The 14,050-nt window shown below is 65.5% G+C and carries 8 protein-coding genes and 1 pseudogene; 6 read left to right on the top strand and 3 right to left on the bottom strand.

The genetic code is table 11. The features are described from left to right. The first annotated feature begins 265 nt into the window (after positions 1-265). Positions 266-2,363, top strand: a pseudogene (locus ACVILH_RS05345) (tetratricopeptide repeat protein). An 80-nt stretch (positions 2,364-2,443) separates the two neighbouring features. On the opposite strand, the gene ACVILH_RS05340 reads toward ACVILH_RS05345, so the two are convergent. Both ACVILH_RS05340 and ACVILH_RS05335 read right to left on the bottom strand, forming a co-directional pair. Continuing rightward, positions 2,444-3,256, bottom strand: a complete 813-nt coding sequence (locus ACVILH_RS05340) for a hypothetical protein (RefSeq protein WP_456711963.1) — start codon at positions 3,254-3,256, stop codon at positions 2,444-2,446. Continuing rightward, the gene (locus tag ACVILH_RS05335; RefSeq protein WP_456711962.1) at positions 3,246-4,367 is read right to left on the bottom strand and encodes an LLM class flavin-dependent oxidoreductase; all 1,122 of its coding nucleotides are present in this window, start codon (positions 4,365-4,367) and stop codon (positions 3,246-3,248) included. The genes ACVILH_RS05340 and ACVILH_RS05335 overlap by 11 nt, the downstream gene beginning before the upstream one ends. An 822-nt stretch (positions 4,368-5,189) precedes the next feature. Here ACVILH_RS05335 and ACVILH_RS05330 point away from each other — a divergent pair. Both ACVILH_RS05330 and ACVILH_RS05325 read left to right on the top strand, forming a co-directional pair. Next, positions 5,190-6,215, top strand: a complete 1,026-nt coding sequence (locus ACVILH_RS05330; RefSeq protein WP_456711961.1) for an alpha/beta fold hydrolase — start codon at positions 5,190-5,192, stop codon at positions 6,213-6,215. 14 nt (positions 6,216-6,229) lie between these two features. Continuing rightward, positions 6,230-7,189, top strand: coding sequence for a fatty acid desaturase (locus ACVILH_RS05325; RefSeq protein ID WP_456711960.1), 960 nt, complete (start codon positions 6,230-6,232; stop codon positions 7,187-7,189). 229 nt (positions 7,190-7,418) lie between these two features. Here the strand turns inward: ACVILH_RS05325 and ACVILH_RS05320 are convergent, their stop codons facing one another. Beyond that, positions 7,419-9,479, bottom strand: coding sequence for an ATP-dependent helicase (locus ACVILH_RS05320; RefSeq protein ID WP_456711959.1), 2,061 nt, complete (start codon positions 9,477-9,479; stop codon positions 7,419-7,421). Positions 9,480-9,675: 196 nt separating this feature from the next. On the opposite strand from ACVILH_RS05320, the gene ACVILH_RS05315 reads away from it, so the two are divergent. The 3 genes from ACVILH_RS05315 (at position 9,676) to ACVILH_RS05305 (ending at position 14,018) form a co-directional block, all read left to right on the top strand. Further along, positions 9,676-11,991 carry a Tex family protein gene (locus ACVILH_RS05315; RefSeq protein ID WP_456711958.1) on the top strand — a complete coding sequence of 772 codons (2,316 nt, stop codon included), beginning with the start codon at positions 9,676-9,678 and terminating at the stop codon, positions 11,989-11,991. Between the two features lie 141 nt (positions 11,992-12,132). After that, positions 12,133-12,777, top strand: coding sequence for a nucleoside-diphosphate sugar epimerase (locus ACVILH_RS05310; RefSeq protein ID WP_456711957.1), 645 nt, complete (start codon positions 12,133-12,135; stop codon positions 12,775-12,777). A 260-nt stretch (positions 12,778-13,037) separates the two neighbouring features. Then, a complete protein-coding gene (locus tag ACVILH_RS05305) occupies positions 13,038-14,018 on the top strand; it encodes a TRAP transporter substrate-binding protein (RefSeq protein WP_456711956.1) in 981 nt (326 codons plus the stop codon). Positions 14,019-14,050: the final 32 nt, after the last annotated feature.

Below are 14,050 nucleotides of genomic sequence, written 5' to 3'. Positions count from 1 at the left end.
CGCGACGTTTTGTCCCGAAGCCGTCACTATTGGGCCTTTGTTTCAGATTCTTAACGGATTGTTAGCGATCGGCTTTGGTCGGTGTCTGTCGTCGAAAAGACACACAACTACCAAGTCATGACGCAGCGTGCTGCGCCGTCGAGCGGGAATCCTACTAACGATTTGGTGTGGCGCGGTCGACGCGAACGCCTTCGGTTGTAGGCGCGCCTGAAATAACCGAGCGCTCCGTTGAACCCTGCATCCGAAAGCGAAATCTGGGGATGTCATGGGCGCTGTTTCCGTTGACCGGCTGCTGACCGAGGCGGCCGGTCACTATCATGCCGGGCGCGCCGGCCCGGCCCGCGATCTCTGCGGCCACATCCTTGATGCCGCGCCTGATCACCTGCCGGCTCTGCATCTGTCTGCGATCCTGGCTTTCGCCGACGGCCGGATGGCGGAGGGCGCAGCGCTGCTCGCGCGCCTGTTCGCCCGGCATCCCCAGCATGCGCCGGCCTATGTGACGCTCGGCGATGCGCTGGCGGTCAAGGGCGAGCATGCCGGCGCGGCGGATGCGTTCGCGCAAGCCGCGGCGCTGCGGCCGAATGATGCCGACATTCACAGCAGGCTCGGCAGCGCGCTGCTCGAGCTGTCGCGCTTGGCCGAGGCCGAGGCCGCCTATCGCCAGGCGCTCGCGCTCGATCCCGGGCTGCTGCGCGCGCGCTGGAATCTGGCGCTCGCGCTGACGAGGCAGGGCCGGCTCGACGACGCCGAAGCCGCCTATCGCGCGCTGCTCGAGCGCGATCCCTGTTATCCCGATGCCTGGCGTGCGTTGGCGCAGCTCCTGGCCGATCAGGCGAAGGATGCGGCAGTGCCGGCCTATCAGCAGGCGCTGGCCGCGCGGCCTGATGATGCCGGCCTCCATCTCGGCCTCGGAGACGTGCTCTACAGGCAGCGCCTTTTCATGGAGGCCGTGAGCCATTATCGCCGCGCCGCCGAGCTCGCGCCCGATGACGCCCATGCCGCCGGGATGCTGGGACATGCCCTGCACGAAGCCGGACGTCCGGCCGAGGCCGTCGAGGCCTATCGCCGCGCGGCGCTGCTCGATCCGGCCGATGTCGTCGTGCTCAGCAATCTCGGCGCCTGCCTGTGCGGCATCGGCCAGCTCGACCCGGCGATGGCGGCATGTGAGCATGCGCTGGCGCTGCAGCCCGATCATGCGCCGGCCCACACCAATCTCGGCATTATCCATGAGCGGCGTGGCGAGATCGATGAGGCCGTCGCAGCGCACCGCCGCGCGGTCGCCGCCGATCCCGCCTATGCCAAGGGCTACGCCAATCTCGCGGTGGCCTTGCGCAACGCCGGCGACATCGATGCCGCGCTGGCAGCCTCGCATCAAGCGATCGCGCTCGCGCCCGACGATGCGCTGGCGCGCTACAATCACGCGCATTTCCTTTTGATGTGCGGCGATCTCGCCAGCGGCTTTGCCGAGCATCGCTGGGGCCGCGACTGCGCTGATCTCTCGGCGGGAATGCCGCGCTTCGATGCGCTGGAATGGCAGGGCGAGCCGCTCGATGGCCGCACGCTGCTGCTGTTTGCCGAATACGGCATCGGCGACGCGCTGCAATTCGTGCGCTATCTGTCGCGCGTGCGCATGATGGGCGGGCCGATCGTGCTGCAGGTGCAGCCGGCGATCGCGCCGCTGCTGCGCAGCCTCGAGGGCGTCACCGTCGTGCCGCGCGGCGCGCCGCTGCCGCCATTCGACCTGCAGCTGCCGCTGATGGAGCTGCCGCATATCTTTGGCACCACCCTGGAGACGATCCCGGCCGAGGTGCCCTATGTCGCGGCCGATCCGGTCAGGGTCGCCGCGTGGCGCAACGTGCTCGGCCGCGCGCCGTCATTGAAGGTCGGCGTGATCTGGGCCGGCAATCCCCGGCACAAGGGCGACCGCCAGCGCTCGCTCACCGCGCAGAACGTGTTGCCGCGCCTGGTGATGCCGGGTGTGCAGCTCTATTCCCTGCAGAAGGAGGCGCGCCCAGACGATGCGCCCGCGCTCGTCGAACTCGGCACCGAGGTCATCGACCTCGCGCCGCTGCTCACGGATTTTGCCGAGACCGCGGCCGCCGTCGCCGCGCTCGACCTCGTCATCTCCCGTCGACACGTCGGTGGCGCATCTCGCCGGCGCGCTGGCGAAGCCGGTGTGGGTGCTCCTGCCCTATGCGCTCGATTGGCGCTGGCTGCGCGATCGCGCCGACGCCCCGTGGTATCCGACCATGCGGCTGCTCCGGCAGGAGAAGCCGCGGGCGTGGGACGGGGTGCTGGCCCGGGCGGCCGAGCAGCTGGCAAGAGTGGCAGCGGGCGAGCGGGAGCTGTTGCTGCCGGAATAGAAGCGGGGATGAACCAGAGCGTCCGTGCTCGGATCGTCGTTTCGAGAGAATCTGGGACGCCGGCACATCCGCGGTCGGGATCAGGCGGCGTTTTCCTTGCGGGTCCAGCTGGAGATCGCGGAGACGAAGTAGAGCAGCGGAAGCGCGAGGGGGCCGAGAAACAGCGCAACGTAGATCCAGCGCCGCTGGCTGCGTCCGCGCTCATAGGCGAGATAGCCGACGACAGGCATCGATGCCAAGGACAGGAGCACCACAAGGGTGTCCATCCCCGCATGTGCGAGATAGGCCACGAAGCCGATCGACATGGCCGATGTCACGAAAGCCAAGAGAAGGTCTTCCATCGCCGCCTCCTGCATTCGATACAGACTATCACGACGGGCAGCTTCTGTCAGGGTGACTTTCGGCGACGCCTGGTCGAGCTTATTGGCACGAGCCTCAGCTAAGCTGAATTTCTTGGAAGGGCGCCCCGTCTCGTTTGAAACGACAATGTGCGGGGGGAAGACGGGTCCCTTGACCCCGAACGGCGCCCTATCCGTCGAGCCATAATAGAGCCGTTGGGGCGCGGCGCTGAAGCGTCCACAGCAGCGCAGCTCGAAATGGGTCCTCTGCTGGTCCGTTTCGAAGACGGAAATATCGATCCACTCGGGGATGCGGTGGTCCCGCCATAACAAGTCGACCGCCGTATCCGCCGTCAGTGGACCGATGCGCCCCTTCGTGTTGTCTTCGGGAAAAGTAACTTCATCCTCCGCGAGCGGGTGACCGTCATAGGAACAATTCAGGTCGATCCAGAAGGCATACTCGTTGGGCAGGATATCCGTGACGAACCGTTCGGCGAACGTCCGGCTCTGTTCACTCGCGAGCAGCAAGTGATCGAGAAAGGTCTCACGGTTCACTTTCGAGCGTTCCGCGACGTAGAGTAAGAGGAATGCGGGAGAACATTGAGTTCATCGATGGTCTGCCTACCCTTGCTCCTGCGCTACCAGTTCTCTGACCCGCGGCACCACCACCTGGCCATACAGCTCGATGCTGCGCATCAGCTTGGCATGCGGCAGCGGCCCCGCCGAGTACTTCAGCTGAAACCGCGACAGGCCGAGCGCCTTGATCGTCGCGGCGATCTTCTGCGCCACCGTCTCCGGCGAGCCGACATAGAGCGAGCCGTGATCGGCCTCCTGCACGAACTCGTCGCGGCCCATCGGCGGCCAGCCGCGCTCGCGGCCGATGCGGTCGCGCATCACCTTGTAGTCCGGCCACAGCTCCTCGCGCGCCCTGCGCGTCGGTGTCGGCGACATACCCCGGCGAATGTACGCCGATCGGATTCATCGCGCGGCCGAACTGCTTGATGGCCCGGTGATAGAGATCGACATAGGGCGCGAACCGTTTCGGATCGCCGCCGATGATCGCGAGCATCAGCGGCAGCTCGTAATGCGCCGCGCGCACCACGGACTCAGGACTCCCGCCGACGCCGATCCAGGCTTTCAGCCGGCCATGCTCGACCGGCGGATAGACGAGTTGATCGCGCAGCGGCGGGCGCAGATTGCCCTGCCAGGTCAGCGGCTGCTGCGGCAGGAGACTCACGAACAGATCGAGCTTCTCCTCGAACAGCGTCTCGTAATCCTTGAGGTCGAAGCCGAACAGCGGGAAGGATTCGGTGAACGAGCCGCGGCCGAGGATCACCTCGGCGCGGCCGTTCGACACCGCGTCGAGCGTGGCGAAGCGCTGGAACACGCGGATCGGATCGTCCGAGCTCAGCACCGTGACCGCCGAGCCCAGCCTGATCTTCGTGGTCCGCGCCGCGATCGCCGCCAGCGCCACCTCCGGCGCCGAGATCGCGAAGTCGCCGCGATGGTGCTCGCCGAGCCCGATGAAATCGATGCCGAGCTGGTCGGCCAGCACGGCCTCCTCGACCACGTCACGGATCACCTGGGCATGCGATGCGATCGCGCCGTCCGTGCCGCGCGTGACGTCGCCGAAGGTATCCAGGCCGAATTCGAGTGCTGCGGTCATGTGCCATTCCATTGCGTCGCGCCGTCTTACGGCCTCCCGGTGTCAGCTGGAAGGGCCGGAACCGGATTGCAAGCGGGCGATGGCGAAACACAGGGTTTCGGCAGGCCGTCGTTCTCCCACACGCCGGTGCACTCCCTCTCCCCGTTCTTCACGGGGAGAGGTTGCACCGGCCTTGAGGCAATCGTCGGCACGCGAGCGCCGATGAATGAAATTCGTCGTCGGCTGACCAAGATTTTTCTTTCGTTTTTCCGAAAACTATGCTCTACTGCGCCCATCCCGCCTCATTGATGAGGGGCGTACGCGCGGTCGTCACGAGACGCGAGGCGGGGATGCGGTGGCCGTGGCGGGTTGCAGCGTGACGCAAGTCGCGCCGACGAACGATCCGTTGCGGACGGTCAAGCCGTGTGGTCCTGGCCTCCCGATGCTGAGGCCAAGTCTGCGATCGCTGCCGAACGGCACGCGCGGGCGATGGGGGCAAGAACGCCCGGTCCCCAGGGAGAGCACGGAGCAGCCGTAAGCCCATCGCGCAGGGAATGCCGGATTGTCGGCTGAACCTGTGGTACCTGCCGCCTGCATTTTTTTTCCGCAGGCGGGCCATGGGTTGCGGCCAGCACCCGGCATTCCCTGCGCCCTCATCTTTATCGAGGGTGTTCCATCCAGCCGAACTCGGGCGCAATCGGCCGCGAGAACGCGGGCGCTTGTCCGCCGCGGACAGGAGGCCGCGTGCGCCTCCTGCGCGGTCATGCCATGTGAAAAAATAGGCGTGTGGGTCGGCTGTGCATCACCTAGGCTCGACCGAGTTCGTCAGACGGAATCACGCGCATGGTGGCAGACAGCGACTATCAGATCTTCGATGCGGGCGACGTCCTGCTGCAATCGGGCACGACGTTCCCGTCGCTGCGCCTCGCCTACAAGACCTATGGCACGCTGAATGCGGCCAAGGACAATGTCATCCTGTATCCGACCTCGTTCGGCGCCCAGCACACCGACATCGAATGGCTGATCGGGCCCGGCGGCATTCTGGACTCCGACAAATACTTCATCATCATCCCGAACCTGTTCGGCAACGGCCTGTCGTCGTCGCCCTCGAACACGCCGGTCGGTGAGACGCCGTTCCCGGCGATCAGCTATCACGACGCCATCGCGGTCCAGAAGCGGCTCCTGGCGGAGCAGTTCGGAGTCGAGAAGCTCGCGCTGGTCTATGGCTGGTCGATGGGCGGCATGCAGGCCTATCACTGGGCGGCGCTCCATCCGGACGTGGTCGAGCGCGCCGCGGTCGTCTGCGGCAGCGCGCGCTGCTCGCCCTACAATCATCTGTTCCTCGACGCCGTGAAGGCGGCGCTGATCGCCGACCCCGCGTATCGCAACGGCCGCTTCGTGGAAAAGCCCGTGGCCGGCCTGCGCGCCATGGGCCGCATCTATGCGGGATGGGCGATGTCCTACGAGTTCTACCGCGACGAGGTCTGGCGCGAGCAGGGCTTTGGCTCGCAGGAGGACTATCTCGCCGCCACCTGGGACACCGCCTTCGCGCATCGCGACGCCAACAATCTGCTGACCCAGATCGCGATCTGGCAGGGCGGCGACATCAGCAAATGCGCGGCTTATGGCGGCGATCTCGATCGCGCGCTCGCTGCCATCACGGCGCAAATGCTGCTGATGCCCGGCCAGACCGACCGCTATTTCGATTGGCGCGACAATGAGCGCGAGCTGCCGAAGCTGGTCAATGCGCGCTCCGCCGCGCTGCGGCCGATCCCATCGGTCCATGGCCATCGCGCCGGCAATCCCGTCCGCATTCCCGCCGATCGCGACTTCCTCAAAGCCAACGTCTCCGCGCTTCTGCAAAGCTGACCTCAGAGTTCGACATGACCGATGTGCCCACCGACGAATTCGCGCCCCGCCCGAAGCTGCTGACACCGCCGGTGCTGCAGCAGCTCTGCACGCGCTCCAACCTCAAGGGCGCGCTGCGCACCCTCAGCCATTACGGCGCGATCGTCGCGGTGGGTGCGCTGATCGCAGCGATCGCCTCGACGCAGGGTGTGCTGTGGGCACTGCCCTTGCTGCCGGTGCAGGGCGTGCTGATCGCCTTCCTGTTCATGGCCGTGCACGAGACCGCGCACAAGACCGCGTTTGACAGCCGCAGGCTGAACGTCGCGGTCGGCAATCTCTCCGGCTTCCTGATCGGACTGCCCTATGAGTACTACTGCCTGTTCCACTGGGAGCATCACCGCCACACCCAGGATCCCCTGCGCGATCCCGAGCTGATCGTCGGCCCCAAGCCGCGCTCCGAGATGCAGCTCGCGATTGCTTATTCAGGCTTGGTGCAGGTGGCCGGCCGGCTCCGCCTGCTGCTCAAGCATGCCCTGACCGACGAGGTCACCGTCCCCTGGGTCCCCGCCGGCCGCCGCGCCATCATCGTGCGCGAGGCGCGTCTCTACGTCGTCGGCTACGCGCTGCTGCTGCTCGCCTCGCTGGCGCTGCACAGCGTGCTCCTGCTGTGGGTCTGGGTGCTGCCGCTACTCTTGGGGCAACTGATTCTGCGCCCCTATCTCTACGCCGAGCACACCGGCTGCGATCACACGAAAAGCGCCTTTCACAACACCCGCACCACCTTCACCACGCAATTCGTGCACTGGCTCGCCTGGAACATGCCCTACCACGTCGAGCACCACGCCTATCCGGCCGTGCCGTTCCACGCGCTGCCGAAGCTGCATGCGATCGTCGATGGGGAGATCAAGTATCGCGGCGAGGGGTATGTGGCGGTGACAAGGCAAACGCTGGCGTGGTTTCGCGCGCAGTGGACTACAAAGGCCAATTCATTATGAGTTCGTGCCGAACTCCTCGCCACGCAGATGGTGCACCCTCTCCCCTTGTGGGAGAGGGTGGCTTTCATGCGCAGCATGAAAGCCGGGTGAGGGGTTGCCACGAACTCAGACCTGAATTTGAGGCAACCCCTCACCCAAGAGAGTATGTCGTTGATAGCTGCGATGCCCTCTCCCACAAGGGGAGAGGGCGCAGTCATTGGTACCTCGTGAGCGTTGCAACTCCGTCAGCTCACCGCCACCGCTCGCGCATCCTCGCCCCCAGATCAATCCGCGGCCCCTGGCTCGCATATGCCGCCCCCGCCTGCACCTTCGGCCAGCTGACGCGCTCGAACAACTGCACCAGTGCCTCCGGAATGAACCGCGTGCGCGAGGCGTAGACATGACGATCGCCGCGCACCGGCTGGCCATGGACGAAGAAGCGCTGCGGCACCAGCAGATGCAGGTCGTCCTTGGCGCGGGTCATCGCGACGTAGAGCAGCCGCCGCTCCTCCTCCAATTCGGCGTTGGATCCCGCGCCGAGATCGGACGGCATGCAGCCGTCGACGACGTTGAGCACATGCACCGCGTTCCACTCCATGCCCTTGGCGGAATGAATGGTGGAGAGGATCAGATAGTCCTCGTCGAGCAAGGGCACGCCGGCCTGGTCGGAGGTGGCGTCGGGCGGGTCGAGCGTCAGCTCGGTGAGAAAGCGCTCGCGCGACGGATAGCCGCTGGCGATCTGCTCGAGTTGCAGCAGATCGGCGCTGCGCACCTCCGCATCCTCGTGCACGCGTTCGAGATGCGGCTGATACCAGTGCCTGACGCGCTCGATGTCGGCGGGCCAATCGGAGATTCGCAACTGTTCCAGCGTGCGCACGAACGCCGTCCAATCCTCGCCCGCGCGCGCCGGCGCAGGCTGTGCGCACAACGCGCTGATTGGATCGGCGCTCTCGCTGATGGCATCGAGCAGCCGCTGCGCCGACGCCGGACCGACCCCCGGAATCAGATGCAGCACGCGGAAGCCGGCGATGCGGTCGCGCGGATTTTCGACGAAGCGCAGGCAGGCCAGCATGTCCTTGACATGCGCGGCATCGAGAAACTTCAGCCCGCCGAACTTCACGAACGGAATGTTGCGCCGTGTCAGCTCGATCTCCAGCGGCCCGCTATGCGACGACGTCCGGAACAGCACCGCCTGCTGCTTCAGCACGATGCCTTCCTCGCGCTTGGCCAGCACCTGCTCGACGATGTAGCGCGCCTGGTCGGCCTCGTCGCGCACCGTCACCAGTTGCGGCTTGCGCGAGGCGGTGCGGTCGGTCCACAAATTCTTGGTGAAGCGCTCGCGCGCCAGTCCGATCACGGCATTCGCCGCGGAGAGGATCGGCTGCGTCGAACGGTAGTTGCGGTCGAGCGTGACGATGTCGGCGCGCGGGCTGAACTGATCGGGAAATTCCAGGATGTTGCGCACGGTGGCGGCGCGGAACGCGTAGATCGATTGCGCGTCATCGCCGACCACGGTGAGGCCCGCGCCATCAGGTTTCAGTCCGAGCAGGATCTGCGATTGCAGCCGGTTCGTGTCCTGATACTCATCGACCAGCACGTGATCGAAGCGCTCGCCGATCTCGCGCGCGATGATCTCGTCCGCCATCATCTGCGCCCAGTAGAGCAGCAGATCGTCGTAGTCGAGCACTGCGTTCGCCTGCTTGGCCTCGACGTAAGCCCCGAACAGGCCCTTCAGCTCGCCCGCCCATTCCGCGCACCAGGGAAAGTGCCGCACCAGCGCTTCGTCGAGTGGCATGTCCGCATTGACGCAGCGCGAGTAGATCGCAAGGCAGGTTCCCTTGCTCGGAAAGCGCCGCTGCGTGTTGGACAGGCCCCGCTCGTGCCGCACCAAATTCATCAGGTCGGCGGAATCCTCGCGATCATGGATCGTGAACACGGGATCGAGGCCGATGCGCTCGGCGTATTCGCGCAGCATCCGCGCGCCAAGTCCATGAAACGTGCCCGCCCAGGTCAGCCCCGACGTGATCGCCTCCGCCTGGCTGCCCAGCACTTTGCGCGCGATGCGCTCGACACGCCGGCTCATTTCGCCCGCGGCGCGGCGCGAGAAGGTCATCAGCAGGATGCGGCGCGGATCGGCGCCGTTGACGAGCAGATGCGCGACGCGATGCGCCAGCGTGTTGGTCTTGCCCGAGCCCGCGCCGGCAATGATCAGCAGCGGCGGTCCCGGTGCGGCCAGCGCACCGCCATGCTCGACGGCGCGGCGCTGCTCCGGATTGAGATCGTCGAGATATGTCGCGGCCGCTGCCTGCACGAATCGCCCCTCAGCGCCGAAGAATCCGCGATTTGCGCCATGCGCGCAACGACATGGCCCGCTTCCGGCAGCGTTTTACATGATTCGCAATCGGTCTTTTTTGCCACGGTTGCCCACAGAGCGTCCGCCAGCCGCTTGCGCTGGGACGTGCGGACTCCTATCCAATCAGCCCCGTCACGAATCTCGGAAGAACACCGTGTCGAATTTTGCCTCCATCATCGCTGCTGAGCTCTCTGTCAGGGACGCCCAGGTCCAGGCCGCGATCGACCTGCTCGACGGCGGCGCGACCGTTCCGTTCATCGCGCGCTATCGCAAGGAAGCGACGGGCATGCTCGATGACACGCAGCTGCGGACCTTGGAGGAGCGGCTGCGGTATCTGCGCGAGATGGATGCGCGGCGCACCGCGATCATCGAGAGCATCAAGGCGCAGGGCAAGATGACGCCGGAGATCGAGCTGGCGCTCGCGACCGCCGACACCAAGGCACGACTCGAAGATATCTATTTGCCGTTCAAGGAGAAGCGCCGCACCAAGGCGCAGATCGCCAAGGAAGCCGGGCTCGAGCCGCTCGCCGACATGCTGATCGGCGATCCCATGAAGAACCCGGAAGAGGAAGCGAAAGCCTTCATCAAGAAGGACGGCGACAACCCGGTCAAGGACGTCAAGGCTGCGCTCGACGGCGCGCGTGCGATCCTGGTCGAGCGCTTCGCCGAGCACGCCGATCTCGTCGGCTCGCTGCGTGAGGAGATGTGGACGCGCGGCGCCGTGAAGTCGACGGTGCGCCACGGCAAGAAGACCGAAGGCGCGAAGTTCGCCGACTACTTCGATTTCTCCGAGCCGTTCACCAAGCTGCCCTCGCACCGCATCCTGGCGATGCTGCGCGGCGAGAAGGAAGAGATCCTGCAGCTCGATTTCGGCGATGGCGAGCCGGAGGATTCGAAGGATCCGTCGCTGTATGAGAACCGCATTGCGGTGACCTTCGGCATCTCGCGCCAGGGCCGCCCCGCCGATCAGTTCCTCTCCGACTCCGTGCGCTGGGCCTGGCGCACGCGCATCAAGACCTCGCTCGCGCTCGATGTCCGCATGCGGCTGTGGCAGGAGGCCGAGAAGGAGGCCGTGCGCGTGTTCGCCGCGAACCTGCGCGATCTGCTGCTCGCAGCGCCCGCCGGCGGCCGCGCCACGCTCGGCCTCGATCCCGGCTTCCGCACCGGCGTCAAGGTCGCGGTCATCGATCGCACCGGCAAGTTCGTCGACCACGCCACGATCTACCCGCACGAGCCGCAGCGGCAGTGGAACGAGAGCATGCTGACCTTGGCGCAGCTCTGCATCAAGCATCGCATCGAGCTGGTCGCGATCGGCAACGGCACGGCGTCGCGCGAGACCGAGAAGCTGGTCACCGACCTGATGAAGCTGAAGCCGGATTTGAAGCTGACAAAGGCGATCGTGTCGGAAGCAGGCGCGTCGGTCTATTCGGCCTCGGAATTCGCCGCCAAGGAATTCCCCAATCTCGACGTCTCGATCCGCGGCGCGGTGTCGATCGCTCGCCGCCTGCAGGATCCGCTCGGCGAGCTCGTCAAGGTGCCGCCGGCCTCGATCGGCGTCGGCCAGTATCAACACGACCTCAATCAGTACGAGCTGGCGCGCGCGCTGGATGCCACCGTCGAGGACTGCGTCAACGCGGTCGGCGTCGATCTCAATACGGCGTCGGCGCCGCTGCTCGCGCGGGTGTCGGGCATCGGCGAGACCCTGGCGCAGAACATCGTCGCGCATCGCGATGCCAACGGTCCGTTCCCGACCCGCGACAAGCTCAAGGACGTTCCGCGTCTGGGACCGAAGGCGTTCGAGCAGTGCGCCGGCTTCCTGCGTATCCGCGACGGCGACAATCCGCTCGATGCATCCGGCGTGCACCCCGAAGCCTATCCGGTCGTGAAGAAGATTCTCGAAGCGACCAAGAGCGACATCAAGGTGCTGATCGGTGAGACCAAGACCTTGAAGGCGCTCAACCCGGCGAAATTCGCCGACGAGCGCTTCGGCGTGCCGACGGTCACCGACATCATCAAGGAGCTGGAGAAGCCCGGCCGCGACCCACGGCCGGAGTTCAAGACCGCGACCTTCCAGGAAGGCGTCGAGAAGATCACCGATCTCAAGCCCGGCATGATCCTCGAGGCGACCGTCACCAACGTCGCCGCGTTCGGGGCTTTCGCCGACATCGGCGTGCACCAGGACGGCCTGATCCACATCTCGGCGATGTCCGAGAAGCGCATCAACGATCCGCGCGAGGTGGTGAAGCCGGGCCAGGTCGTGAAGGTGAAGGTGCTCGATGTCGACGTGCCGCGGCAGCGCATTTCGCTGACCTTGCGGCTGTCCGACCCGCTGCCCGCCAAGGGCGAGAAGCGCACCAGCGCGCGGCCGCCGGCGGCGGCGCGCATGACCACGCGCGAGGAGAAACCGTCGGGCGGCGGCGCCTTCGCCGCGGCGCTGGCGAAAGCCCAGGAGCGCCGCAAGGGCGCCTGAGGCGACAACGCCCCGTAACACAGTTGCACGTCGCGGAATGACACCTCATTCCGCGACGTTGAACGAAAAGCGAATTGCCGGTCTTCCGAACCCGGCTCGCGATGCTTACCTCTCCTCATACTGCTGTCCGGGGGAGCGGAGATGGCGAAGCGCACGGTGATCATCGCTGGAGCGACCGGCCTCGTCGGCCGCGAGCTTTTGCGCGGCCTGCTCGCCGATCTCACGGTCGATCATATTCACGTCCTCGGCCGCCGGGCGCCAACAATCGTTTCACCCAAGCTGACGGCTCACGTCGTGGACGTCGCTGCGTTGCCGCCTTTGCCTGTGGCCGACGAGCTCTACCTCGCGCTAGGCACGACCATCAAGGTCGCCGGCAGCCAGGCCGCCTTCCGCGCGGTCGATCACGACGCCAACCTCGCCGTCGCCAAGGCCGCGCTCGCCAGTGGCACCAAGCGCGTCGGGCTCGTCAGCGCGATGGGCGCCGACGCCAAGTCGCGCATCTTCTACAGCCGCGTGAAGGGCGAGCTCGAAGACGATCTGGTGGCGCTGCCGTTTGCCGGTCGCGTGATCGCCCGGCCTTCGCTGCTGATTGGCCCGCGAGAGGAGCTGGGACAGCCGGCCAGGCCGGGCGAGGAATGGGGCAACAGGCTCAACCAACTGGTCGGCTTTCTCATTCCGCCGAACTACAAGCCGATCCTCGCGGCCGATGTCGCGCAGGCGCTGTTGTCCACGGTTCCTACCGCAACCGGGACTAAGGTTCTTCTATCTGGCGATATGCGTCGATAATTGGTCCGCCACCCTTGCGGCCTCGGATCGCGACTTCCATTTATCAGAAACTCGAGATTGGCTCAGGCGGTCTGACGATCGCGAGGAAAGGCCGTAGTTTTACGGGCAGCGGCCGGAGAGTGTTAGTTCTCCGCGCAAACAGATCCTGATGATTAACCTATGACATTCTGTGAGTTGAAGAATTGGCTTGTGCCCGCTTTTAACGCCTTAACCATATCTGCCTGCTACCACTGCGATGAGAACAACGAGCTCGGGATCTCATGCGCAGACAGCTTCGAGATATTTTTGTTGCGGGACTGATGACAGCGGCATTGCTCGGCTCGCATCCAGCTTCGGCTTCGCCCCGAATGGTATCGCTGGTCTTCAACTCACAGCCGCAGAGCCCGCAGCAGTTCGGCTCCGACGAGTTTCGCGCCAAGCTGGAGTCGCTCACCGGAAAGAATCTGATCGTCGACGAACGCACGGGCAACGCGTTCGGCGGCGAGTCGGCCATCCTGGCGGCGGCGCGGACCGGAGCGGTCGATATCGCGGTCGTGTCGGGCGGCGTCGCCAGCGCCGTCGTCCCGGAGCTTGGCGTCTTCGACATTCCCTTCCTGTTTCGCGACACCGCTCACGCCAAGGCTGTCGCGACTGGGCCCGTTGCCGCCGCGATCGGCGCCAAGTTTGCCGACAAGGGATTGGTCCTGCTGGCGCTCGGCAAGCAGGGCTTCCGCAATCTCACGAATTCGAGGCGGCCGGTCCGCACCGTCGATGACGTCAAGGGATTGAAGATCCGCGTGATCCCCAACCCCGTCTATCAGATGACCTTCAAGGCACTCGGGGCCGAGGTCCTTCCGATGGACTTTCCGCTGGTGTATGCGGCGCTCAAGGACGGCCGGCTCGATGGCCAGGAGAATCCGGTTGCGACGATCGCCGGCAACCGCTTTCAGGAAGTTCAGAAGCATCTGACGCTCACCGGCCATTTCTTCGCTCCGATCGTCTTCGTCGCCAATCGCGCGACATTCGAGCAACTCGGCCCAGGCGAGCGCGACGCGCTGGTCGCAGCCGCCAAGGCCGCGGCGGAGTTGACCTGGCAGGCACAGCTCGATGCAAAGAGCCTCGATGAGCTGCGCAAGGGCGGCATGGAGGTTGTCGAGACGTTCGATCGCAAGACGTTCGTCGACGCGGTCAAGCCGCTCGATCCGGAATTCGAGAAGCGCTTCGGCAAGGAGCTGCTCGCCACCATCAGGTCCACTCAGTGAAACAGCCGGACATGGCCATGAAACTCTCTTCG

The organism is Bradyrhizobium sp. USDA 4353, assembly GCF_054063215.1.
The sequence above is the reverse complement of the archived record's forward strand: the minus strand, read 5'-3'. Positions and strand labels throughout refer to the sequence as shown.

Excerpts from the sequence above, each read along its gene's own strand:
- ACVILH_RS05335 (WP_456711962.1), bottom strand. The coding sequence starts at position 4,367 with ATGACCGCAGCACTCGAATTCGGCCTGGATACCTTCGGCGACGTCACG.
- ACVILH_RS05330 (WP_456711961.1), top strand. The coding sequence starts at position 5,190 with ATGGTGGCAGACAGCGACTATCAGATCTTCGATGCGGGCGACGTCCTG.
- ACVILH_RS05325 (WP_456711960.1), top strand. The coding sequence starts at position 6,230 with ATGACCGATGTGCCCACCGACGAATTCGCGCCCCGCCCGAAGCTGCTG.
- ACVILH_RS05310 (WP_456711957.1), top strand. The coding sequence starts at position 12,133 with ATGGCGAAGCGCACGGTGATCATCGCTGGAGCGACCGGCCTCGTCGGC.
- ACVILH_RS05305 (WP_456711956.1), top strand. The coding sequence starts at position 13,038 with ATGCGCAGACAGCTTCGAGATATTTTTGTTGCGGGACTGATGACAGCG.